This is a genomic window from Nonomuraea sp. NPDC001684 (assembly GCF_053596515.1).
The window spans coordinates 1-22,890 of sequence record NZ_JBSFGJ010000120.1; the positions used below are offsets into that span (position 1 = coordinate 1).

At 70.3% G+C, this 22,890-nt stretch carries 26 protein-coding genes; 18 read left to right on the forward strand and 8 right to left on the reverse strand.

The window, feature by feature from the left end; genetic code table 11:
• Positions 1-184, reverse strand: a 184-nt coding sequence (locus tag ACWCSD_RS22110; protein ID WP_449917412.1) for a hypothetical protein, incomplete at its 3' end; no start/stop codon positions are given.
• 292 nt (positions 185-476) lie between these two features.
• Here ACWCSD_RS22110 and ACWCSD_RS22115 point away from each other — a divergent pair.
• The 8 genes from ACWCSD_RS22115 (at position 477) to ACWCSD_RS22150 (ending at position 7,762) form a co-directional block, all read left to right on the forward strand.
• On the forward strand, positions 477-2,333 hold the full coding sequence (locus ACWCSD_RS22115) for a glycosyltransferase family 2 protein (protein ID WP_397154002.1): 1,857 nt from the start codon (positions 477-479) through the stop codon (positions 2,331-2,333).
• 74 nt (positions 2,334-2,407) lie between these two features.
• Positions 2,408-3,415 (forward strand): energy-coupling factor ABC transporter permease, encoded by a 1,008-nt coding sequence (locus ACWCSD_RS22120; protein WP_449917415.1) that lies wholly within the window; start codon positions 2,408-2,410, stop codon positions 3,413-3,415.
• 23 nt (positions 3,416-3,438) lie between these two features.
• Positions 3,439-4,194, forward strand: a complete 756-nt coding sequence (cbiQ, locus tag ACWCSD_RS22125; protein WP_358289233.1) for a cobalt ECF transporter T component CbiQ — start codon at positions 3,439-3,441, stop codon at positions 4,192-4,194.
• Entirely contained in the window at positions 4,188-4,925 is a 738-nt protein-coding gene (locus ACWCSD_RS22130; RefSeq protein WP_358289230.1) for an energy-coupling factor ABC transporter ATP-binding protein, read from the forward strand. Before cbiQ ends, ACWCSD_RS22130 begins: the two co-directional genes overlap by 7 nt.
• Before the next feature lie 173 nt (positions 4,926-5,098).
• Positions 5,099-5,437, forward strand: a complete 339-nt coding sequence (locus tag ACWCSD_RS22135) for an STAS domain-containing protein (protein WP_138689510.1) — start codon at positions 5,099-5,101, stop codon at positions 5,435-5,437.
• Between the two features lie 48 nt (positions 5,438-5,485).
• Positions 5,486-6,259, forward strand: coding sequence for an SDR family NAD(P)-dependent oxidoreductase (locus tag ACWCSD_RS22140; RefSeq protein ID WP_352322296.1), 774 nt, complete (start codon positions 5,486-5,488; stop codon positions 6,257-6,259).
• A 6-nt stretch (positions 6,260-6,265) separates the two neighbouring features.
• Positions 6,266-7,030, forward strand: a complete 765-nt coding sequence (locus ACWCSD_RS22145; RefSeq protein WP_397153998.1) for a crotonase/enoyl-CoA hydratase family protein — start codon at positions 6,266-6,268, stop codon at positions 7,028-7,030.
• 111 nt (positions 7,031-7,141) lie between these two features.
• Complete coding sequence (locus ACWCSD_RS22150) at positions 7,142-7,762, forward strand: rhomboid family intramembrane serine protease (RefSeq protein WP_352355384.1); 621 nt, start codon at positions 7,142-7,144, stop codon at positions 7,760-7,762.
• Between the two features lie 3 nt (positions 7,763-7,765).
• On the opposite strand, the gene ACWCSD_RS22155 is transcribed toward ACWCSD_RS22150, so the two are convergent.
• Positions 7,766-8,344 (reverse strand): TIGR00645 family protein, encoded by a 579-nt coding sequence (locus ACWCSD_RS22155; RefSeq protein WP_352355382.1) that lies wholly within the window; start codon positions 8,342-8,344, stop codon positions 7,766-7,768.
• Between the two features lie 38 nt (positions 8,345-8,382).
• Between ACWCSD_RS22155 and ACWCSD_RS22160 the strand changes: the two genes are divergently transcribed.
• Positions 8,383-8,754 (forward strand): BlaI/MecI/CopY family transcriptional regulator, encoded by a 372-nt coding sequence (locus ACWCSD_RS22160; protein WP_449917424.1) that lies wholly within the window; start codon positions 8,383-8,385, stop codon positions 8,752-8,754.
• Here the strand turns inward: ACWCSD_RS22160 and serC are convergent.
• Both serC and ACWCSD_RS22170 read right to left on the reverse strand, forming a co-directional pair.
• Positions 8,751-9,860, reverse strand: a complete 1,110-nt coding sequence (gene serC / locus ACWCSD_RS22165; RefSeq protein ID WP_352322287.1) for a phosphoserine transaminase — start codon at positions 9,858-9,860, stop codon at positions 8,751-8,753. The two genes, ACWCSD_RS22160 and serC, sit on opposite strands and share 4 nt — an antisense overlap.
• A 111-nt stretch (positions 9,861-9,971) precedes the next feature.
• A complete protein-coding gene (locus ACWCSD_RS22170) occupies positions 9,972-11,078 on the reverse strand; it encodes a citrate synthase 2 (protein ID WP_352322285.1) in 1,107 nt (368 codons plus the stop codon).
• Positions 11,079-11,280: 202 nt separating this feature from the next.
• Here ACWCSD_RS22170 and pdxH point away from each other — a divergent pair, with 202 nt between their 5' ends.
• Positions 11,281-11,958: a pyridoxamine 5'-phosphate oxidase gene (gene pdxH / locus ACWCSD_RS22175; RefSeq protein WP_358289213.1), complete on the forward strand. Its 678-nt coding sequence runs from the start codon at positions 11,281-11,283 to the stop codon at positions 11,956-11,958.
• Positions 11,959-11,968: 10 nt separating this feature from the next.
• A complete protein-coding gene (locus ACWCSD_RS22180) occupies positions 11,969-13,255 on the forward strand; it encodes an MFS transporter (RefSeq protein WP_449917427.1) in 1,287 nt (428 codons plus the stop codon).
• Here the strand turns inward: ACWCSD_RS22180 and ACWCSD_RS22185 are convergent.
• Positions 13,201-13,824: a UdgX family uracil-DNA binding protein gene (locus tag ACWCSD_RS22185; RefSeq protein ID WP_449917430.1), complete on the reverse strand. Its 624-nt coding sequence runs from the start codon at positions 13,822-13,824 to the stop codon at positions 13,201-13,203. The two genes, ACWCSD_RS22180 and ACWCSD_RS22185, sit on opposite strands and share 55 nt — an antisense overlap.
• Positions 13,825-13,926: 102 nt before the next feature.
• On the opposite strand from ACWCSD_RS22185, the gene ACWCSD_RS22190 reads away from it, so the two are divergent.
• The 3 genes from ACWCSD_RS22190 to ACWCSD_RS22200 all read left to right on the forward strand — a co-directional run bounded on the left by ACWCSD_RS22190 (position 13,927) and on the right by ACWCSD_RS22200 (position 17,777).
• On the forward strand, positions 13,927-14,631 hold the full coding sequence (locus tag ACWCSD_RS22190; protein WP_352322278.1) for a metal-dependent transcriptional regulator: 705 nt from the start codon (positions 13,927-13,929) through the stop codon (positions 14,629-14,631).
• 123 nt (positions 14,632-14,754) lie between these two features.
• Positions 14,755-16,977 (forward strand): ATP-binding SpoIIE family protein phosphatase, encoded by a 2,223-nt coding sequence (locus ACWCSD_RS22195; RefSeq protein WP_364326275.1) that lies wholly within the window; start codon positions 14,755-14,757, stop codon positions 16,975-16,977.
• Positions 16,974-17,777, forward strand: coding sequence for an alpha/beta fold hydrolase (locus tag ACWCSD_RS22200; protein WP_449917436.1), 804 nt, complete (start codon positions 16,974-16,976; stop codon positions 17,775-17,777). The genes ACWCSD_RS22195 and ACWCSD_RS22200 overlap by 4 nt, the downstream gene beginning before the upstream one ends.
• Here the strand turns inward: ACWCSD_RS22200 and ACWCSD_RS22205 are convergent.
• Complete coding sequence (locus ACWCSD_RS22205) at positions 17,774-18,136, reverse strand: MarR family winged helix-turn-helix transcriptional regulator (protein ID WP_449917438.1); 363 nt, start codon at positions 18,134-18,136, stop codon at positions 17,774-17,776. The two genes, ACWCSD_RS22200 and ACWCSD_RS22205, sit on opposite strands and share 4 nt — an antisense overlap.
• Positions 18,137-18,156: 20 nt before the next feature.
• Here ACWCSD_RS22205 and ACWCSD_RS22210 point away from each other — a divergent pair, with 20 nt between their 5' ends.
• Entirely contained in the window at positions 18,157-18,585 is a 429-nt protein-coding gene (locus ACWCSD_RS22210) for a MarR family winged helix-turn-helix transcriptional regulator (protein ID WP_449917441.1), read from the forward strand.
• A 12-nt stretch (positions 18,586-18,597) separates the two neighbouring features.
• Here the strand turns inward: ACWCSD_RS22210 and ACWCSD_RS22215 are convergent, their stop codons facing one another.
• Both ACWCSD_RS22215 and ACWCSD_RS22220 read right to left on the reverse strand, forming a co-directional pair.
• A complete protein-coding gene (locus tag ACWCSD_RS22215) occupies positions 18,598-18,759 on the reverse strand; it encodes a hypothetical protein (RefSeq protein ID WP_352322270.1) in 162 nt (53 codons plus the stop codon).
• Between the two features lie 43 nt (positions 18,760-18,802).
• Positions 18,803-19,948: an acyl-CoA dehydrogenase family protein gene (locus ACWCSD_RS22220; RefSeq protein WP_387679237.1), complete on the reverse strand. Its 1,146-nt coding sequence runs from the start codon at positions 19,946-19,948 to the stop codon at positions 18,803-18,805.
• Between the two features lie 211 nt (positions 19,949-20,159).
• On the opposite strand from ACWCSD_RS22220, the gene ACWCSD_RS22225 reads away from it, so the two are divergent.
• The 3 genes from ACWCSD_RS22225 to ACWCSD_RS22235 all read left to right on the forward strand — a co-directional run.
• The gene (locus ACWCSD_RS22225) at positions 20,160-21,575 is read left to right on the forward strand and encodes a hypothetical protein (protein ID WP_449917444.1); all 1,416 of its coding nucleotides are present in this window, start codon (positions 20,160-20,162) and stop codon (positions 21,573-21,575) included.
• On the forward strand, positions 21,575-22,354 hold the full coding sequence (locus tag ACWCSD_RS22230; protein WP_352322264.1) for a class F sortase: 780 nt from the start codon (positions 21,575-21,577) through the stop codon (positions 22,352-22,354). The genes ACWCSD_RS22225 and ACWCSD_RS22230 overlap by 1 nt, the downstream gene beginning before the upstream one ends.
• A gap of 190 nt (positions 22,355-22,544) precedes the next feature.
• Positions 22,545-22,890: hypothetical protein (locus ACWCSD_RS22235; protein WP_449917447.1), on the forward strand; the 346-nt coding region annotated here is incomplete at its 3' end.

The following is a 22,890-nucleotide window of genomic DNA, read 5'->3' on the forward strand; positions in this document are numbered from 1 at the left end:
CCTCGGCCTCGGCCTCGGCCAGCAGCGCGCGGGCCTCGTCGACGATCTCCTCGGCCCGCAGCCGCGTACGTCGCAGCATCGCCGAGCACTGGAAGAGCTCCGTCAGGCGCGCCGATGAACGAGCGAACTCGGCCTTGCCCATACCCGTGCCGCCCGCCCGATGCCAGCGAAGATTCGATGCCATTACCGCCACCTCCCCGGTCAAGGTTGCCTAACTGTAGACGTGTGTACCCCGCCGGAGGATGACCTGAGACGCCGACGGAGTACGTCCCTGATCCCGGCGGAGAGTTTTCTTCCTCTGACAGGTCGAGGATTTTCCCCTGAAACTCATTCGGTCCCTGGTGAATGTGCTGATTAGAGCCATCTGTGGGGTCTATCCGAAGAATGCAACGAATCGCCGGGGTCGGCAAATAGGTGACTCCAAGACGGCCGATCGCCCCCCGCGGCGACGGGCGTTCGTCACATACTGAAACGACATGGCGGCGCAACGTGACTCCGAGGTGACGGCAGTGGTGGCGATGTCGGCGGCGGGTAACAACGACGAGACGGTCGACGTCAGCGTCGTCATCCCGGTGCACAACTGCCGTCCCTATCTGGACAGGTGCCTCACCTCGGCGCTGGTGCAGCGGGTGAAGAAGGAGATCATCGTCGTCGACGACGGCTCCACCGACGGCGGCGCCGAGCTCCTCGACCTCTATGCCACCTACCACCAGTCCAGCGTCAAGGTCGTGCACATCGAGGGGTCGGGCGGCGCCGGCCGGCCGCGCAACGTCGGCCTCGCCCACGCCACCGGCCGGTACGTCTTCTTCTGCGACGCCGACGACCACCTCGGCCCCGAGGCGCTGGAACGCATGGTCGCCATGGCCGACAGGAACGGCTCCGACATCGTGCTCGGCAAGATCGTGGGCCACGGCAGGCGGGCCCCGGCCTCGATGTTCCAGCAGAACGCCGAGCGCCTGACCCTGGCCGACAGCAACGTCTACAACAGCCTGAGCTGCTTCAAGCTGTTCAGGCGGGAGATGGTCGAGCGTCACGGCATCCGCTTCGCCGAGGACATGCTGGTCGGCGAGGACATCATGTTCACCGTGCACGCCTACTGCCACGCCGGCGTGATCTCGGTGGTCGCCGACTACGACTGCTACCACCTGGTCTCCAGATCCGACGGCAGCAGCATCATGCAGCGGGCGGGCAGCCGCGACCCGATCGCCTGGCTGACCATGATCCGGCGGCCCATCCGGCTCATGGCCCGGCACGTCGAGCCCGGCCCGCTGCGCGACCACCTGCTGCGCCGGCACTTCAGGCTCGACGCCTTCAGCCAGCTCGGCACGGTGTTCCTGGAGAGCGACGACGTGCGCCGCAAGGAGATCGCCCAGGAGGTCGCGGCGCTGTGCGACGAGTGGTTCACCCCCGGCGTGCACGCCCGGCTCAACACCATCGACAAGCAGCGCGTGGCCGCGCTCGGCGACGTCGACCGCCTGGTCCGGCTGGCCCGCATCGAGAGCGCCACCGTGCGGCGGCGGCTGACCGGGCTGCGCTGGGAGGAGGACCACCTGGTGGTGAGCGGCACGGCCGGGCTGGAGGGCATCAGCCAGGACGACGGCGTGGCCCTGGTGCTGCGCCCCCGCAACGACCCGCACGGCGAGCTCGTGGTCCCGGCCGAGCGGCGGGGCGCGGAGTTCACCGCCCGGGTGGAGGCCGCCGCGCTCGCCTCCGGCGTCTGGGACCTGCGGGTGGCGGTCGAGCTGGAGGGGGTGGTGCGCCACGGCCGGCTGGGCGCCGACCGGGACAACGGCGTCACCCGGCCGCAGCCCCGCCTGATCGGCGGCGTGGTGACCCTGCCGTACTTCACCAGGGACAACGGCAACCTGAGCATCGACGTCGGCGGCCATGTCGTCGCCGTGCCCGGCACCGTCCGGCTGGAGCGCACCAGGTGGGGGCTGGGCCACCGGCTGGTCGTGCACGGCGAGGTCAGCGTGGCCGGGCAGGTGCCCGAGTGCGCGGCGATCAGGCAGATCGTCTGGCGCGAACGGCGTACCGGCCGCGAGCGCGCCGAGCGCGTGACGGCGCTGCCCGGAGGCGGGTTCGCGGCCCGGCCGGCGGTGGGCCGGCTCCCGCCCGGCACCTGGGACGCCTACCTGGAGCTCGACCTCGGCGGGCCGCCCGCGCTGTTCAGGATCGAGACCGACGCCGACACGGTCGCCGGCCCGCGCAGGTGGCGGGGGGCGGCGTTGCTGCGCAGCGTGCGGCCGTACGCGACCTCGGGGAAGGGACGGCTGAGCACGGTCGTGCACCGGCTGACGCCGCGAACGATCCTCAGGAAGCTCCTTCAGTAATTGCCACCTATGTGCAGGTGCAAGACGATGCTCTAAAGTGAGGAGGATTTGTTCGTCCTTCTGGAGGCGTTGCCGTGCACGTACCCGATGGCTTCTTCAACGCAGCTACATCCGTCTCCGCCGGAGCGGTGGCGGCCGCCGGGGTAGCGGTCTGCCTGCGGGGCGCCCGTCGCGAGCTGGACGACCGGACCGCGCCCATGGCGGGGCTCGTGGCGGCCTTCATCTTCGCGGTCCAGATGCTGAACTTCCCCGTCGCGGCGGGCACCAGCGGCCACCTGCTGGGCGGCGCGCTGGCGGCGATACTCGTGGGACCCTACACAGGGGTGCTCTGCATGGCCGTGGTGCTCCTGGTGCAGGCCGTGTTCTTCGCCGACGGCGGGCTGACCGCGCTGGGCGTCAACATCACCATCATGGGCATCGTCACCGTGCTGGTCGGGTGGGGCGTCTTCCGGCTGGTCACCGCGATGGCCAGGGGCCGGGGCGGGGTGACGCTCGGGGCCTTCCTCGGGGCGCTGATCTCGGTGCCGGCCTCGGCGCTGGTGTTCTCCCTGCTGTTCTGGATCGGCGGCACCGCGCCCATCGAGGTGTCGGCCGTGGCCGCGGCCATGGGCGGCGTGCACGTGCTGATCGGCATCGGCGAGGCGCTGATCACCGCCACCACCGTCGCCGCCGTGCTGGCCGTCCGGCCCGACCTGGTGTACGGCGCCCGCGGGCTGGCCAAGCCGCTGGTGCTCAAGGGGGCCGACGGCGCCACCACGACCGTGGACGAGCCGGTGCCGGCGGCCCGGCCGGGCGCGCTCAAGCCGTTCCTGCTGGGCGGGATCGGGCTGACCCTGGTGCTGGCCGGCGTGGTGTCCTTCTTCGCCGCCTCCGACCCCGACGGGCTGGAGGCCGTGGCCGAGAACAAGGGCTTCAGCGGCCAGGCGGCCGACCACGCGTTCGGGTCGTGGGCGCTGGCCGACTACGGTGAGGTGGGCGGCATCCCGGTCGGCGTGGCCGGGATCGTCGGCGTCGGGCTCGTGCTGCTCATCGCCGGGGCCGTGGCGTTCGCCGCGCGCAGCCGTACGAACGTAGGGGTCTGATCTGTGAGAGACGGTGAGTGACGGTGGGCGCGGGGCATCGGCACGATCTCTACCTGCCGGGTGACTCCCTCGTCCACCGGCTGCCGCCGCAGTGCAAGCTGCTCGCCGTCTTCGCCTTCGCCGTCGTCGTGGTGGCCACGCCGCGGGAGCGCTTCTGGGCGTTCGCGGTCTACGCGGCGCTGCTCGGGGGCGTCGCGCTGGCCGCGCGGGTGCCGGTCGGGCACGTGCTGCGGCGGATGGTGATCGAGCTGCCGTTCGTGCTGTTCGCGTTCCTGATCCCGGTGATCGGGATGGGCGAGCGCACGACGGTGCTCGGGGTCTCGCTGAGCGTGCCGGGGTTGTGGGCGGCCTGGAACATCCTGGTCAAGGCCACGCTCGGGGTGATCGCCTCGATCCTGCTCGCGGCCACCACCGAGCCGCGGATCATTCTCGTCGGGGCGCAGCGGCTGCGGCTGCCGAGCCTGCTGGTGCAGATCGCCATGTTCATGCTCAGGTACATGGACGTGATCCTGGAGGAGATGCGGCGGATGCGGGTGGCCCGCGAGTCGCGCGGGTTCGAGGCGCGCAACTTCCGGCAGATCCCGGTGATCGCGCGTTCGGCCGGGGCGCTGTTCATCCGTTCGTACGAGCGGGGCGAGCGGGTGCATCTGGCGATGCTGAGTCGCGGCTACGCTGGACGGATGCCGATAATTCAAGATATTTCGGCATCCATCGGGCAGTGGGCGGCGGCGCTCGCGCTGCCCGTCGTGGCACTCGCGGTTCTGGGGCTCTCATGGTGAACTCTCTGGAGGTCAGTGACCTGGCCTACGCCTACCCCGACGGCACTCAGGCGCTGTTCGGCGTGAATCTGGCGATCGGCCGCGGTGAGCGGGTGGCGCTGCTCGGCCCCAACGGCGCCGGCAAGACGACCCTCGTCATGCACCTCAACGGCATCCTCACCGCCGGGCACGGCAGCGTGGCCGTGGGCGGCGTCCCGGTGCGCAAGGACACGCTCAAGGAGATCAGGCAGCGCGTCGGCCTGGTTTTCCAGGACCCCGACGACCAGCTCTTCATGCCCACGGTCCGGGACGACGTCGCCTTTGGCCCGGCCAACGCCGGCCTCAAGGGCGCCGAGCTCGACCGGGTGGTCCGCGACGCGCTCGACCGGGTCGGCATGCTGGAGGCCGCCGACCGGCCGCCGCACCACCTGTCGTTCGGCCAGCGGCGCCGGGTGGCGGTGGCCACGGTGCTGGCGATGCGGCCGGAGATCCTGGTGCTCGACGAGCCGTCCTCCAACCTCGACCCGGCCGCGCGCAGGGAGCTGGCCGAGATCCTGCGTTCGCTGGACGTGACGGTGCTCATGGTCACCCACGACCTGCCGTACGCGCTGGAGTTGTGCGAGCGCTCGCTGATCCTGTCGGGAGGCGTGATCGCCGCCGACGGGCCCACGCGCGAGCTGCTGGCCGACGCCGAGCTGCTGGCCGGGCACCGCCTGGAGCTCCCGTACGGCTTCGCCGTCCCGGCCGGATGAGGCAACCTGGTCCCCAGGTCGCGGGCCGGGCGGCCGGCTGGGTAAGAACCCTCAGCGCCGCGTCCAGCGCGTGATTAGTCCGGTCTAGTCCTTCTGTATCCGGCTCTTCGTAGTTTGTGCATGCCCGCTATCCGGGGATGTCGAAGTACAGTGGCTCATCGAGGAGGGGCCAAATGAAGCTGCGGCTTGCGCGACACGCCCTGGGTGACGCCGTGGTGGTGGCCGTTGAGGGAGAGCTCGATCTGTTCACCGCACCGTTCCTCCGCGACGAGGTCCGCGACGCCATCAAGCAGGACAGCGCCAGGCTCGTGCTCGACCTGCAGCAGCTGTCGTTCATGGACTCCAGCGGTCTTTCGGTGCTGATCGAGGCCTGGCGGCTGGCCACGGGAGAGGGAGGCGGGGTGTCCCTCGCCGCGCCCCAGGCGCCCGTGGCGCGTATCCTGCGGACCACGGGGCTCGACCGGCGGATCAAGGTGTACTCCGACGTCGACAGCGCCGTGGGCGGAATTTAACCGGCCCCGAGTAGAACTTCATTCGGTTGGCGCGTTAAGGTCCGGGATATGGACGTCAACGGATCTGCAGCAATCATCTCCGGCGGTGCCAGCGGCCTCGGTGAGGCGACGGCCCGCGAGCTCGCCCGCGCGGGCGCCACCGTGGTCATCGCCGACCTCAACGAGGAGCGCGGCAAGGCCGTCGCCGACGAGCTCGGCGGCGTCTTCGTCAGGACGGACGTGTCGGACGACGATCAGGTGCAGGCGGCCGTCGACGCGGCCGTGGCCACGGGCAAGCCGCTGCGCGTCGTGGTCAACAGCGCGGGCATCGGCTGGGCCGAGCGCACGGTCAACCGCGAGGGCAAGCCGCACAACCCGGCCACGTACCGCAAGGTGATCGAGGTCAACCTGATCGGCACCTTCAACCTCATGCGCATCGCCGCGGCCGCCATCGCCGCCACCGAGCCGGTGGACGCCGACGGCCAGCGCGGCGTGGTCATCAACACGGCCTCCGTCGCCGCCCTGGAGGGCCAGACGGGCCAGCTCGCCTACTCGGCCTCCAAGGGCGGCATCGTGGGCATGACCGTCCCCGCCGCGCGCGACCTGGCGGCCATCGGCGTACGCGTGAACACGATCTGCCCCGGCATCATCGACACCCCCATCTACGGCTTCTCCGGCAACGCCGAGGAGTTCAAGGCCAAGCTCGTGGCCCCCGTGGTCTTCCCCAAGCGCATGGGCCGGGCCGACGAGTTCGCCCACCTGGTGCACTCGCTCGTCCAGAACGACTACATGAACGCCGAGGTCGTGCGCTTCGACGGCGGCATCCGCTTCCAGCCCAAGTGAGGTCCCGTGTCTGACGAAGTGCTCGTCGAGGAGTCCGGCAACGTCGCGGTCATCACCATCAACCGGCCGAAGGCGCGTAACGCGATCAACGGCGCGGTGGCCCGGGGGATCGCCGAGGCGCTGGACACCTTCGACGCCCGCCCCGAGATCTCGGCGTACGTGCTGACCGGCGCCGGGGGCACGTTCTGCGCGGGCATGGACCTCAAGGGGTTCCTGTCCGGGGACGTCCCGGTGGTCGAGGGGCGCGGCTTCGGCGGCATCGCCGAGGCGCCGCCCAAGAAGCCGCTGGTGGCCGCGGTCGAGGGGTACGCCCTGGCGGGCGGCTTCGAGCTGGCCCTGTCCTGCGACGTCATCGTGGCCTCGTCGGAGTCCACGTTCGGGCTGCCCGAGCCGAAGCGCGGGCTGGTGGCGGGCGCGGGCGGGATCATGCGGCTGCCGCGGCGGATCCCGTACCACGTCGCCATGGAGATCGCCCTGACCGGCGACCACTACCCCGCCTCCCGCCTGTACGAGCTGGGCCTGGTCAACCGGATCACCGAGCCGGGGGCCGCCCTGGAGGGCGCGCTGGAGCTGGCCCGCAAGATCGCCGCCAACGCGCCCCTGGCGCTCGCGGCGACCAAGAAGGTGATCATCGAGTCCCAGGACTGGCCCCTGGAGGAGATGTTCAAGAGGCAGGGCGCGATCATCAACCCGGTGTTCGGCTCCAAGGACGCCATGGAGGGCGCGGCGGCCTTCGCCGAGAAGCGCGCCCCCCAGTGGAAGGGCGAGTAACCCTCACCCGTACGCCGGCCCCTTCCGCGCGTCCGGAAGGGGCCGCGTCAACGCGCGTGCGTGACCTTTCCTGCGTACGGTAAAGGGAGGAGACCACCACCAGGAGAGCGCATGAGCGACCATTCGGGTTCCAGGTTCGAGTCGGCCAGGCGCGGCGCCGGCACCTTCCTGTCGAGCGCGATCAAGGCGATCGTCATCCTCGGGTCCATGCTCGCCGTGATGTGGGTCCTGGAAGGCGTCGACTACGTGATGGGCGGCGCGCTCGACTCCTACGGCATCGCGGGCTGGGACGCCGACGGCCTGGTGGGCATCCTGTTCGCGCCGTTCCTGCACGGCGGCTTCGGCCACCTCATGGCCAACTCGCTGCCGCTGCTGGTGCTGGGCTTCCTGGCGGCGGTGCGCGACATCCGCAAGTTCCTCTGGGCCACGCTGCTGATCGTGCTGATCGGCGGCCTCGGCACGTGGGTGTCCAGCCCCGGCGTGATCACCATCGGCGCGAGCGGCCTGGTCTTCGGCTACTTCGGCTTCGTGCTGGCCCGCGGCCTGTTCGACCGCCGCCTGGTGGACATCCTGATCGGCATCGGCGTGGGCGTGGCCTACTACTCGATCCTGTGGGGCCTGCTCCCCAACCAGCAGGGCATCTCGTGGCAGGGCCACCTGTTCGGGCTCCTGGGCGGCGTGGTGGCCGCCTGGGTGCTGCGCCGCAGGAAAGAGCTGCCGGCCCGCGTCTGAGCCCTACAGGTGCGGCTTGGTGTGCTCGGCCGGTGAGCTGGAGAGCATGCGGTCGATGAGCGCCAGGCCGATCGCCGAGGCCACGAACGCCAGGTGGATGATCGTCTGCCACATGATCTTGTCGTTGGGCACGTCACGGGCCCGGATGAACGTCTGCAGCAGGTGCACCGACGAGATGCCCACGATGGCCGTGGCCAGCTTGACCTTCAGCACGTTGGCGTTGACGTGGGAGAGCCATTCGGGCTCGTCGGGATGGTCGTTGAGGTTGATGCGCGAGACGAACGTCTCGTAGCCGCCGATGATCACCATGATCAGCAGGTTGGAGATCATCACGACGTCGATCAGCGCCAGGACCGTCAGCATGACGACGACCTCGGCCGACGTGCCGTCGCCGGTCGCCGGGTGCAGGAAGACGCTGCTGAGCAGGTGCCACAGCTCGGTCATGAACTGCCAGACGTACACCGCCTGCGCCACGATGAGGCCCAGGTAGAGCGGGACCTGCAGCCAGCGGCTGGCGAACATGAGGTAGCCGAGGCTGCGGGGCAGCGCTCGCCCCTGGCCGATCGGGGGCTGTTCGGGCAAGAATGTTTCCTACTGATCGAGCCGGAGGACTGGTTGAGTTGGCGAACCTGGGATCCCTGGAACGCGCGATCATGAACGTGCTGTGGGATGCCGGCCGGGCCATGCGCGTGCGGGAGCTCCTGGGCAGCCTCAACGAGGACCGCGACCTGGCGTACACGACCGTGCAGACCGTCGCCGAGCGGCTGGTGCGCAAGGGCCTGCTGGTGCGCACGCCCGCGCGCAACGCCTTCCGCTACGCGGCCGCCTGCTCAAGGGCCGAGCACGTCAGCCGCCTGATGCTGGACGCCCTCGCCGTCAGCACCGACAGGCTGCCGGTGCTGACGAGGTTCGCGCAGAGCGTCGAGGAGGCGGACGCCCTGGCGCTCCTGGACGAGCTGACCCGCCGGACGGGCCGGCGCGCGATGGGCTAGAGGCGCTCGACCACGTGGTCGACGCAGACCGTCAGCGCCTCGACGTCGGACGGCTCGATGGCCGGGAACATCGCGATGCGGAGCTGGTTGCGGCCCAGCTTGCGGTAGGGCTCGGTGTCGACGATGCCGTTGGCGCGCAGCACCTTGGCCACCTCGGCGGCGTCGACGTCGTCGTTGAAGTCGATCGTGCCGACCACCTGCGAGCGGAACTGCGGGGCGGCGAACGGCGTGGCGTAGGACGACTTCTCGGCCCAGGTGTACAGGCGCTGGCTGGACTCGGCGGTGCGGGCGGTGGTCCAGGCCAGGCCGCCGTTGCCGTTCATCCAGTCGAGCTGGTCGGCCAGCAGGAACAGCGTGGCCACGGCGGGCGTGTTGTAGGTCTGGTCCTTGCCGGAGTTGTCGATCGCGATCGGCAGGCTGAAGAACTCGGGGACGTACCGGCCGGAGGCGGCGATCTCCTCGACCCTGGCCAGGGCGCGCGGCGACATGATCGCGATCCACAGGCCGCCGTCGGAGGCGAAGCTCTTCTGCGGGGCGAAGTAGTAGACGTCGGTCTCGGCGATGTCGACCGGCAGGCCGCCCGCGCCGGAGGTGGCGTCGACCAGCACCAGCGAGTCGTCGCCGCCCACGCGGGAGATCGGCATGGCGACGCCGGTCGAGGTCTCGTTGTGGGTGAGGGCGTAGACGTCGACGCCGTCCTCGGCCACCGCGGTGGGGTGGGTGCCGACGTCGGACTTGATCACGCTCGGGTCGGCCAGCCAGGGCGCCTTCTTGGCGACGGCGGCGAACTTCGAGGAGAACTCGCCGAACGACAGGTGCTGGGACTTCTCCCTGATCAGCCCGAAGGCCGCGATGTCCCAGAACGCGGTGGTGCCGCCGTTGCCCAGCACGACCTGGTAGCCCTCGGGCAGCGAGAACAGGTCGGCGAGGCCGGAGCGCACGCGGCCGACCAGGTTCTTGACCGGCTTCTGGCGGTGGGAGGTGCCCATGAGGCTCGCGCCGGAGGCGGCGAGCGCGGCCAGTTGCTCGGTGCGAACCTTCGAGGGCCCGCAGCCGAAACGGCCGTCGGCGGGCTTGATGTCAGCGGGAATCACGATGTCAGCCACGTGCCAAGCGTACTGAGGCCGTCCGGGTGACGTCGCACGGGTCCGCCGAATGAGACGCGGAACGGCCCGCCCTTGAGCGGGCGGGCCGTTCATGACACGGGCGAAAACGTGTCAGATCGTGCCGACAACCTCGGAGGCGCCGGGGACGTCGCTCAGCGGGCGCGAGGCCGGGCCGATGTAGTTGGCGCTCGGACGCACCAGCCGGCCCGTGAGCTTCTGCTCCAGGATGTGCGCGGCCCAGCCGGCCGTGCGGGCGCAGGTGAACATCGAGGTGAACATGTGCGAGGGCACCTCGGCGAAGTCCAGCACCACGGCCGCCCAGTACTCGACGTTGGTGGCGAGCACCCGGTCGGGCTTGCGGGCGTGCAGCTCCTCCAGGGCGGCCTGCTCCAGCGCCGCCGCGACCTCGTAGCGGGGCGCGTCGAGCTCCTTGGCGGTGCGGCGCAGCACGCGGGCGCGCGGGTCCTCCGCGCGGTAGACGCGGTGGCCGAAGCCCATGAGCCGGTTGCCCTTGTCGAGCTCGCTCTGGACGTACTTCTTGGCGTCGCCCAGCTGCTCCACGCCTTCGATCATGTGGAGCACGCGGGCGGGGGCGCCGCCGTGCAGCGGGCCCGACATCGCGCCCACGGCGCCGGAGAGCGCCGCGGCCACGTCGGCGCCGGTGGAGGCGATGACGCGGGCGGTGAACGTGGACGCGTTCATGCCGTGCTCGGCGGCCGAGGTCCAGTAGGCGTCGATGGCCTTGACGTGCTTGGGATCAGGCTCACCGCGCCAGCGGATCATGAAGCGTTCGACGATGGTCTTCGCCTCGTCGACCCGGCTCTGCGGCACCATCGGCAGGCCGAGGCCGCGCGCGGACTGCGCGACGAAGGAGAGCGCCATCACGGAGGCGCGCGCGAGCTGGTCGCGGGCCTCCTCGTCACTGATGTCGAGCAGGGGCTTGAAGCCATAGGCCGGAGCCAGCATGGCCAGCGCGCTCTGCACGTCTACGCGGATGTCACCGGAGTGGACAGGGATGGGGTACGGCTCCGCCGGGGGCAGGCCCGGCTGGAACTTGTTGTCGACCAGCAGGCCCCAAACGTGCCCGAACGGGACACGGCCGACCAGCTCCTCGATGTCGACGCCCCGGTATCGAAGGGCGCCCCCTTCTTTGTCCGGTTCCGCGATCTCGGTCTCGAAAGCTACGACGCCTTCGAGGCCGGGTTTGAAGTCGGACATGCTCGGCCGCCTCCCTTTCTTGCCATGTAACGGCAATGCCTTGATGTCGAGATACCGGCGGGTCAATTTAACCCCCTCCCAGGTCATGGTCGGTCTCGGGACCCGCCGAAACGTCAAACCCGCTGGTAGGGAGCCTGCTGTGGGCGCGTGTCCCGCGACCTGCGTCAGGCCGCCGAACGCGCCCTAGCGTGGGATCTGCCACATGAGCGCGCAAGAATACCGTCTCGTGGATGCCACCCCGCGCCCGCCCCTGCTGGCGGCGCTACGCCGAACGTACGAGGGCGAGCCGTTGCTCGAGACCGACCTCGCGTCCGACCCCGTCGCGCAGTTCACCGTCTGGTTCCAGGACGCGCTCGACGCCGGCCTGCCCGAACCCAACGCCATGGTCCTCGCCACCGCCTCCGCGGGCGGCCGGCCGAGCGCCAGGACGGTCCTGCTCAAGGGCTACGACGAGAACGGCTTCGTCTTCTACACCAACTACGAGTCCCGCAAAGGCCGCGACCTGGCCGAGAACGGACGCGCCTCGCTGCTGTTCCCCTGGCACGCCATCCGCCGCCAGATCCGCATCGAGGGCACCGTCGCCCGCATCTCCCACCAGGAGTCGGCCGACTACTACAACTCCCGCCCGTACGGCTCCCGCATCGGGGCCTGGGCCTCGCGGCAGTCGGCGGTCGTGCGCTCGCGCGAGGAGCTCGACGAGCGCTACGAGGAGCTGTCCGCCCGCTGGCCGGAGGATCCGCCGGTGCCCGACTTCTGGGGCGGCTTCCGGGTGACGCCGACCGAGGTGGAGTTCTGGCAGGGACAGCTCGACCGGATGCACGACAGGCTGCGCTACCGGCGCACCCGACCCGGTTGGGCTTTGGAGAGACTTGCACCTTAAATTGCCTTAGGTGGCATTCGGGGAACTGGTCAAACGTCATCTTGTGGACACAAGGCCGCTGGCCGTGCCCGCGTACCGGCGGATCTGGTCCGGCCAGGCCGTCTCGAACGTGGGCGTCGCCGTCACCGTCGTGGCGGTCGGCCAGCAGGTCTACGACCTGACCCACTCCTCGCTCTGGGTGGGCCTGCTCGGCATGGCCAACCTCGTCCCGCTGCTGGTCTTCGGGCTGTGGGGCGGGGCCGTCGCCGACGCCTTCGACCGGCGCAGGCTGCTCGTCATCGGCTCGCTCATCACCTGGGCGGCCACCCTGGTCATCCTGGCGCAGGCCCTGCTCGGACTGGGCAACGTGTACCTGATCTTCGCGGCGACGGCGGTCAACGCCACCGGGTTCGCCATCACCGGCCCGACCAGGGGCTCGGTGATCCCGCGCGTCCTCGACCCCGAGCTGGTGCCGGCCGCCAACGCGCTCAACTCGCTGGTCTACAGCCTCGGCGCGGTCGTCGGCCCGATGCTCGGCGGCGTGCTGCTGTCCACCGGCGGCGACCACCCGAACTACGCCGCCGCCTACGCGGCGGACGCCCTGCTGTTCAGCGGTGGCCTCTACGCGGCCCTCAGGCTGCCCGCCCTGCCCCCGCTGGGCGAGGTGACACGTCCGGGAGCGCGGGCGGTCTGGGAGGGCCTCAGCTTCATCGCCAGGAGCCCGGTGCTGCTGATGTCGTTCGTCGTGGACATCATCGCGATGGTGTTCGCCATGCCGCGCGCCCTCTACCCCGAGCTGGCCGCCGATCGGTTCGGCGGCTCGATGACCGCGCTCGGCTGGGTGACCTCCGCCATGGCGATCGGCTCGGTCGCCGGCGCGCTGTTCTCCGGCTGGGTGGGCCGGATCTCGCGGCAGGGCGTCGCGCTCGTGCTGGCCATCGCCATGTGGGGGCTCGCCGTCGCGGCCGCGGGGCTGGTGCGCGAGCTGTGGCTGGTCGTGGCGTTCATGGCGGTCGGCGGCGTGGCCGACGTGATCTCGTCGGTGTGGCGGCAGTCGATCCTGCAGCTCTACGCCCCCGACGAGATGCGCGGGCGGATGCAGGGCGTGTTCATGGTGGTCGTGGCGGGCGGCCCGCGCCTCGGCGACCTGCGCGCCGGCGCGACCGCGACCGCCTTCGGGCTCACCGGCGCCTGGGTGGGCGGGGGACTGGCGTGCGCGGTCACCGTGCTCGTCGTCGGCCTGTCGGTGGCCGGGTTCCGCAACTACCGCTCCGACACCCGCGCCGCGGCCCTGAGGTCGGAGACGAAGCCCGCGTAGGCCGCGTCCCTGTCGGGCGCGCGCAGCACCGCCGAGGGGTGGATCGTGGCCACCGCGAGCGCGTCGCCGAGCGGCACCGGCTCGCCTCTGTGCTCGGTCAGCCGGAACGCCCTGCCCAGCAGCGACCTGGCCGCCGTCGCGCCGAGCACCACGACCACGTCGGGACGCACCACCTCCAGCTCCGCGCCGAGCCACGGCCGGCACGCCTCGATCTCGGCGACCGTCGGCTTCTGATGAATCCTTCTCTTCCCTCTGGGAGTGAAGGAGAAATGTTTGACGGCGTTCGTCAGATAAACCGCGTCCCGTTCGATTCCGGCTTCCTCCAGACCCCGATCAAGCACGCGTCCGGAGGGCCCCACGAACGGATGACCCTCGCGGTCCTCGCGATCTCCCGGCTGCTCGCCCACCAGCATGAAACGGGCCTGCTCGGGGCCCTCGCCGAACACCGTCCGGGTGGCCTTCGCGTACAGGTCGCAGCCCTCGCAGCGGGCGGCCGCCGTGCGCAGGGAGCCGAGGTCGCGCCGGGCGGGAAGGAACTCGGCCGCTCCGTTGTTGCCGTCCTTAACCATCGTCGGTCGTTCTCCCAATAGGGTTCCTGATGACTTCTGTGCCCGTAGCGGACGGGCTCAGTCCCCGCCACGACCGGCGTAGCATTTCAGTTGGGAGGAGCCTTGACCGCACACGGCCTGATCGACACGACGGAGATGTATCTCCGTACGATTTATGAGCTCGAAGAGGAGGGCATCGTCCCCCTTCGCGCCCGCATCGCGGAGCGCCTCCAGCAGAGCGGCCCCACCGTGAGCCAGACCGTCGCCCGCATGGAGCGCGACGGCCTCGTCCGCGTCGAGGGCGACCGGCACCTGTCGATGACCGACCTGGGCCGCACGCTGGCCACCCGCGTGATGCGCAAGCACCGCCTGGCCGAATGCCTGCTCACCCAGGTCATCGGCCTTCCCTGGGAAGAGGTGCACATCGAGGCGTGCCGGTGGGAGCACGTCATGTCCGAGTCGGTCGAGGCGCGGCTGGTGACGCTGCTCGACAACCCCACGGTCTGCCCGCACGGAAACCCCATCCCGGGGCTGGCCGAGCTGGGGGCGCAGGAGGTCACCGAGGGCGCGGCCAACGTCCTGACCTCGATGTCCGAGGCCGCCGGGCCGCGTGACATCCCGGTCGTGGTGCGCCGGATCAGCGAACAAGTGCAAAGCGATCCTGCTGTGATGCTTAAACTCAAGCAAGTTGGGATACAACCCGGACGCGAGGTGACGCTCGCGGCGAGCGACGACGGTGTGCGGGTGACAGGTGACGGTGACGCGAACGACACTCCCGCGGAGCTTCCGCGTGACGTTGCCGCGCACGTTTTTGTCTCCAAGCGCTGACGCGCGCGCAGCCACTTGGTTGAATCCCTCTTGGGAGGCCCTCCACTCTCCCCTGGCCAAGACAGTTGCAGGAGCACCCGTGGTCCGCTGTGCGCACAAGCCACCCCAAGGAGTGGTCTCCGGATGAAGCGATGGGGGGATCTGTCACAAGAAACGGCTGATCACCTTGGTGCCGGGTCCGTTCTGGACCATGCCGAAATGGCAGTGGTCGTGACAGACCGCTTCAGCAATCTCCTCTACTGGAATCCCTTCGCCGAGCAGCTGTTCGGCCGTCCCGGCAACGCGCCGGCGCGTGACGCGTCCGTCCTGTCCCTCGGGATCATGGAGAAGGACCACCCGCTGGCGATCGAGCTGGCCAAGCACGTGCTCAAGGGCGGCGTGTGGGAGGGCACGTTCGACGTCAGGCGCGGCGACGGCACGATCGTCTACGTCCGCGCCCAGGCCGTGCCGCTGCGCCACCCGTCCGGGTCGGTCACCGGCATCGTCATCCTGGCCCGCGAGGCCCTGCGCAGCAACGAACGCGAGAAAGACCGTTTCGGGCTCCTCGAACGCATCGGCGAGCGGCTGGCCGGCTCCCTCTACGTCGAGGAGACGCTCAAGCGGGTGGCCGAGATGCTCGTGCCGCAGTTCGCCGACCACTGCTTCATCGAGCTCATGGAGGGCGACCGGCTGGTCCGCCGGGTCTCGGAGCACGTCCAGGGCTGGACCCCGCCCGCGGGCACGTGGAAGCCGGTGGGCGCGGAGATCCGCTACCCCTCCGGCCACTACGCCGACACCGCGCTGCGCCGCCAGGAGACCATCCTCGTCGAGGACTTCTCCACCACCAGCTATCCGTCGCCGCACGAGGGCAGCGCGCGCCTGGCCAGTGAGATCGGCATGACCTCGGCCATCGTCGCCCCCCTGCTGGTGCGCGGCGAGACGCTGGGCCTGATGTACCTCGGCCTGTCCAACCTGACCGACCGGCGCAGCCCCCACTACGACGCCTTCGACCGCGACTTCGTGGGCGCCATCGCCACCCGCGTGGCCCTCGCGATCGACAACGCGCTGCTGTTCGAGGAGGAGCGCCACACCGCCGAGTCGTTCCAGAAGCACCTGCTGCCCAGGGCGCTGCCCCAGCTCGACGGCCTCGACATCGCGGTGCGCTACTACCCGGCGGCCCCGCTCGCCTCCCACGGCCAGGGCATCCAGACCCAGGTCGGCGGCGACTGGTACGACGTGATCCCGCTCTCGGCCGGCCGGGTCGGCATCGTGATCGGCGACGTCGAGGGCAGGGGCGCCAAGGCCGCGGCCATCATGGGCCAGCTCAGGGCGGCGCTGCGGGCCTTCGCACAAGACGACAAGTCGCCCGCCGACATCCTGGCCAGGCTCGACGAGTGGACCCGCATCATCGCCACCCCCGAGCAGGACGACAACGGCGCCGACGTCAGCATCCCGCCCATCGTCACCTGCCAGTACCTCGTCTACGACGCCTGGTCCCGGCAGCTCTCCTTCGCCAACGCCGGGCACGCGCCGCCGCTGCTGGTGGTCGACGGCCAGTGCCTGGAGATGGACATCGAGGAGGTCGGCCAGCCGCTCGGCGTCCGGGCCAAGGGCCTGCACGCCGACCTGGTCTACAAGGAGGAGACCCGCACCCTCCCGCCGGGCGCGGCGCTGCTGCTCTACACCGACGGCCTGGTCGACCGGCGTCCGGGCCGCGACGGCAGGATGCCGAGCGAGGAGGAGACGCTCGGCGTGCTGTGCGAGAAGCTCGCCAAGATGGCCGACGCCGACGTCGAGCGCATCGCCGACGCCGCCACGATCGCGGTGCCCGGCGAGATCGACGACGACATGGCGATCCTGGTCGTCCGCTCCAGCGACGTCGACCTCGACGTCGAGGAGCGCACCTTCCCGGCCCAGCCGATCATGGTCGGCGAGGCGCGCCGCATGGCCTCCGAGGCGTTCTCCGGCTGGAACGTGCCCGAGGAACGCGCCGAGCTGGCCTGCCTGCTGGTCTCCGAGGTCGTCACCAACGTGGTGCTGCACGCCTCCACCGCCAACTCTCCGCGCCGGGAGCTGGTCGTCGAGGGGCCGCCGCTGCCGTTCGAGGAGTCCTGGGACATGCCGGGCTTCGAGGAGGAGCCGGTCGGCGACAAGGAGTTCACGCTGAGGCTGCGCAGGGGCGAGGAGTCGGTCTGGGTCGAGGTCTTCGACCAGGACCTCCGCCTGCCCCGCATCCGCAGCGCCGGGGAGAACGACGAGGGCGGCCGCGGCCTCTACCTGGTCGACCAGCTGGCCAAGCGCTGGGGATCCCGTCCCACCAGGGAAGGCAAAGCGGTCTGGTTCGAGATTCCCACCCGGAGCAGGTGAGTGGTTCACTGGGCCGCATGGAGCTGGCCTTCGAACGCCGGGGCAGCGGCGAGCCGCTGATCCTCGTCCACGGCATCGGGCACCACTGGCAGGCGTGGTTGCCGGTGATGGACCGGCTGGCCGCCGACCACACGGTGATCGCGATCGACCTGCCCGGTTTCGGGGTGTCGCCGCGGCTGCCCGCGGGCATCCCGTACACCGCGGAGTCGCTGGCGGACGCGGTCGAGTCGTTCTGCGCGCTGCTCGGCATCCGGGAGCCGCACGTGGTGGGCAACTCGCTCGGCGGCTACATCGCGCTCGAACTGGCCTCGCGCGGCGTCGTGCGCGCGGCGACCGCGTTGTCGCCGGCCGGCTTCTGGTCGCGCTCCGAGCTGCTCTACTGCCAGACGACGCTGAAGGCCCTGCGGAACTCGGCGCGCGCGATGTCGCCGGAGCAGGCTGTCAGGGCGGCCGGTAACCCGGTCATGCGGGCGGCGTCCAGCGGGGTGCTGGTGGCCCGTCCGAGCCGGCTCGACCCCGCCGGGCTGGTCGCGGCCACGCAGGCGCTGGCGGGGGCGGCGGGCTTCGACGAGACGCTGGAGTCGTTCGGCGGGCTGATGCCGCCCGCCCCGCCGAAGTCGCCCAACACGATCGCCTGGGGCGAGCGCGACCGGTTGCTGCCGCGCCGCCAGGCCGTGCGCGCGGCGCGCTGGTCGGGGCAGCGGGTCAAGCTGCTCAAGGGCTGCGGGCACGTGCCGATGAGCGACGATCCGGAGCTGGTGGCCCGGGTCGTGCTGGAGGCGGACCGGGCGGCCTCCTAGCGTCCGGCGTTGGCCGCCATGCGGCGCAGCACCTCGACGGCGGTCCGGTACTCCTGCGGGCTCACGCCCTGCGTGACCTGCTGCCGGAAGCGGGTGACCCGCTCGGAGACGGCCGTGTGCACGGCCCGGCCCTCGTCGGTCAGCCGCCCGTCCGTCAGCCATCCCCTCGACGTCAGGCTCTGTACGGCCTCCTCCACCCCCTCGAACGGCGCCAGCGCGGCGGCGTTCTCCCCTTGGGCGGTGGCGTGGAGAAGCTGCCACTCCCTGCGCGAGGCGCCGTGGGTGGCCAGGGCCTGGCCCATCGCGTTCTCCAGCAGGTTGTCGAGGTGCTTCACCCAATATCCGATAGGTCTGTCCATGCATGTACAATAGCAACTATATGTATGAAGACAAGGAAATTGCCGCGATCGAGCGGGCGATGGTCGCGATCAGGCGCAGGCAGAGCAGGCGGGCGCTGGCCCGGCAGCACGGCGCGGCGGGCCCCGAGTTCGAGGTGCTCGACGTGATCGAGGCCGCCGGCGGGCGGCTCACCGTGTCGGCGGTCGCCGAGGCGCTCAACGTCGACCAGCCGCGGGCCAGCCGGCTCGTGACGGCCGCCGTGACGGCGGGGCTGGTACGGCGGGAGGCCGACCAGGCCGACGGGCGGCGGGCGTGGCTGGTGCTGACCGACGCGGGCGCCGCCGCGCTCATCCAGGCCCGGCAGGCCCGGCAGGCGGCCTTCGCGTCGGCCACGGCCGGCTGGTCGGCGGCCGAGCGGGCCGAGTTCGCCCGGCTGCTGACCCGGTTCGTGCAGGGGATGCCGGGGTGAGCCTTCCCGGCCTCAGCGCATCGTCTGGCCCCAGACGAGCAGCATGGCGATGATGAACACGATCATCACGCCCGCGTAGCCGACGGGGCCGAGCCGGAAGGCCCTGCGCACGCGGTTGAGCCCCCAGGCGAACAGTAACGCCAGGAAAACGAGGAGGATCAGGCCGCCGTCCATGCTGACAGTATGCGGCGCGGCCCGGCCGGGCGCGCGCCCGCCGTCAGAATCCGAAGGACCGGCCGATGATCTCCTTCATGATCTCGGTGGTGCCGCCGTAGATGGTCTGGACGCGGCTGTCCAGCCACGCCTTGGCGACCGGGTACTCCATCATGTAGCCGTAGCCGCCGTGGAGCTGGAGGCAGCGGTCGATGACCTTGTTCTGCAGCTCGGTGGTCCACCACTTGGCCTTGGCGGCGTCCACGACGGTGAGCTGCCGGGCGTTGAGCGCCAGGATGCACTTGTCCACGTAGTGGCGGGCGATCTCCGTCTCGGTCGCCAGCTCGGCCAGGACGAACCGGGTGTTCTGGAACGAGCCGATGTTGCGGCCGAACGCCTGGCGGGTCTTGCAGTACTCGATCGTCTGCTCCAGCACCGTCTCCGCCGCGGCCACCGCCGCCACGGCGATCGACAGGCGCTCCTGGGGCAGGTTGTTCATCAGGTGGAAGAAGCCCTCGCCCTCGTTCGGGCCGAGGCGGTTGGCGACGGGCACGCGCACGTTCTCGAAGAACAGCTCGGCGGTGTCCTGGGCCTTCATGCCCACCTTGTCCAGGTTCCGGCCGCGGTTGAAGCCCTCCATGCCGCGCTCGACCACGATCAGCGTCGTTCCCCTGGCCCCCGCCTCGGGGTCGGTCTTGGCGACCACGACCACGAGGTCGGCGTTGACGCCGTTCGTGATGAACGTCTTCTGGCCGTTGACCACGTAGTGGTCGCCCTCGCGGACGGCGGTGGTCCTGATGCCCTGCAGGTCGCTGCCGGCGCCCGGCTCGGTCATCGCGATCGCGGTGATGAGCTCCCCGGAGGCGAAGCCGGGCAGCCAGCGCTGCTTCTGCTCGTCGTCGGTGAGCTCGACGACGTACGGGGCCATGACGTCGTTGTGCAGCGAGAAGCCCAGGCCGGAGGCGCCGGTCCTGATGATCTCCTCGACGATCACCGCGTTGTAGCGGAAGTCGGTGATGCCGGATCCGCCGTACTCCTCGGGGACGCCGAAGCCGAACATGCCGATCTCGCCGGCCTTCTTCCAGACCTCGCGGGGCACGATGCCGTCCTTCTCCCACTGGCCGTGGTGCGGCACGACCTCGCGGGCCATGAACTCGCGCACGGTTTCCCTGAAGAGCAGGTGCTCCTCGTCGAAGAGGTCTCGCTGCATCGATTCGCCTCCCAGCAGGTGTCGTGCACGACAGAATACGATTCTGTTACCCGGAGGTATACCCGCTTTCGCGGCAGGGGAGGCGGCGGGGGACCCAGCAGGGGACACGGCTTCATCACAAGTGCTGGAACTTGGGGGAAACCGCCTGCGTTGCGGGTGTTTTCGACTCTAAGATCTACCCTCGGTCTATTTGTAATGATCGGAGTGTCCCGTGAGTCGGTGGCGCAAGTCGTTGCTCGCCGCGTCGATCGCATCGGTGGCGGCCGTCGGGGTCGTCGCGTTGCCCGGCGTCCCGGCCTCGGCCGCACCGGCCGACCTGGACGTGCAGTACGAATGCGTTCCCTCCGGCGCCGACAGCATCGTGCGGCACGCACCGGTACGCCTGAACACCCATCTCACCTTCGCCACCGACCTGGTGGTCGGCGACCCGCTCAACTTCACCTGGAAGCTCGACTACGCCGACCACGGACGGCTCCAGTCGCCCGGCTACTTCGCTCCGGGCGCCAACGTGCACGCCACCGGCAACGTCGAGCTGAGCAGCAGCTGGCAGGGCATCCTGCAGCCGAAGGGCTCGGTCGAGCAGAAGGGCAAGCTGCGCCCCGACGGCGAGCTGTCGCTGCCCGAGTCCCTGAACGACCCCGGCCTGATCGACAAGGTCGGGAACATCAGAGTCACGCCGAAGGACATCGAGCTCGACTTCACCCCGCCGGACGGCACGGTCGTCGCCAACGACGGCAACGAGACCGACAACCCGACCGACATGAAGATCACCTACGGCCCCGGCTGGACCTCGATCGACGACCGTCCGGGCTCCGAGAACCACGTGCACAACGACCTGCACGAGACCAACGACCTCGGGGCCTGGGCCGAGCTGAGCTTCACCGGCACCGGCGTGGAGTACATCGGGCCGCACGACAAGGACGCCGGCCCCGTGGACATCTACATCGACGGCGGCAAGGTGGCCACTGAGGACCCCTCGCGCTCCGACGACGACCTGCCCGTCAACGACGACCTCGACGGCGGCTTCACGATCTGGAAGTCGCCGGAGCTGAAGTACGGCAAGCACACCATCAGGATCGTGAACGCCTCCAGCAAGCCTGCCTGGCTCGACGCGTTCAAGGTGTCCACCAACACCGCCAAGATCCCGACGGGCTACCACGGCGCGAAGTGCAAGCTCGTCGGCGGGCCGGTCTCGGTGACGGTGACCGTACGGGAGAAGTCGGGACCGACCAACAGCCAGACCCCCGACCCGTCGCAGACCCCCACCACGACCCCCACCACGACGACCACCCCCACCAACACCAGCACGTCCACCGCGACCAGCACCCCCACGCGGAACCACTCGCGGCCCACGCCGAGCGGCGGGCTCGGGCACGTGGTCGTGGTGCCGGCGGTCACGGGGACGAGCACGGCCACGCCCACCGCGACCGGCCCGACGGCGACCACGTACGTCAGGGCGCAGGTGGCCAAGGTCCCCAAGGGCGGGGTGGACACCGGTGAGGCGCCCGACGAGCCGGACCGGCCGTACGGGCTGATGGCCAGTGGGGCGATGTTGCTCATGGGCAGCGCGGGCGGCGGGCTCGCCCTGCGCCGCCGCAGGGCCGCGCACGCGGGAGGAACGAAGTGATGGCCGAGCAGAAGACTCCGATGCAGCGGGCGATGCCCGGGCTGCTGATCGCCGGTTCGCTGGCCGGCGTCGGCGCGATCATGGTGGGCCTGCTCTCCGTGGCGCCCAAGGTGGACGACGGCTCCGGCACGCTGGCCGCCGCCGACCGGCCGACCGCCGTGCAGATCGAGAACGCGGGCGCGTTCGTGCTGCCCGCGACCGTGGGACCGGGCGGCAAGGGCGCGACGCTGACCCCGGCCCGGCCGGACGCGCCGCCGCCGCTGGCCGCGGCCCCGACCGTGCCGCCGATCCCCAAGGCCAGGACGAAGGCCGCCAAGGCCAAGGCGAAGCCCAGCCGGATCAAGATCCCCAAGATCAAGGTGAACGCCCCCATCGGCGGCGTCACCGTGGACATCAAGGGCAACCTGGGCACTCCACCGCTGACCCGGCCCAACCAGACCGGCTGGTACCGCTTCTCGCCGGTGCCCGGCGAGCTCGGGCCCGCGATCATCAACGGCCACGTCAGCACCCGCAAGGGCCCCGCCGTCTTCGACCGTCTGCGCGAGCTGGCCAAGGGCGACCAGATCTACGTGTACCGGTCGGACGGGAAGGTCACCCGGTTCACGGTGAGCGGGATCGAGCAGGTCAGCAAGTCGGCGTTCCCGACGTCCCGGGTGTACGGGAACACCAAGGACTCGCAGCTCCGGCTGATCACGTGTGGCGGCGTCTTCAACAAGGAGGCGCACAGCTACACGGACAACATCGTGGTGTACGCGACGTTGTCGAAGAAGAAGGGCTGATGGGGTTTTTGGGGCGAATTTTGGGTTTTACGGGAAGTTGACAGGGACAGTTCGTAGGATCTCAACCGAACCGTGACCATCGGCTGGAATTCTGGCACGACTGTTGACACTGCGCTGAAACGGAGATGGACCCGTGCTTACGTCCCAGGCGTGGCGCCGCCTCGCCCACAAGACCTCCGCCTTGGGATTGATGGGCACACTCGCCGTCTCCGTCGGCTCACTGGTCGGCCTGTCCTCCCCCGCCGAAGCGGCGATGGTGGACCCCCTGAAGATCACCTACAACTGCACGGGTGGCGCCCTGCAGGCTGGTCCCGTGATCGTGACGATCACGCCCCCGGCGTCGGTGGAACCGGCCAAGTCGACGACGATCGACTGGACGTTCCCGGCGATCCCGGTGACGAAGGCCCTGACCGCCGGTGAGACCGTCACCACCGGCGGCGGCGACCTCGCGGTGACCGGAGGGAATCCCGCCCAGCTCAAGGGCACCGGGACAGGCACGACCACGGCGGTCGCGATGGGCCAGACCTACACGCCTC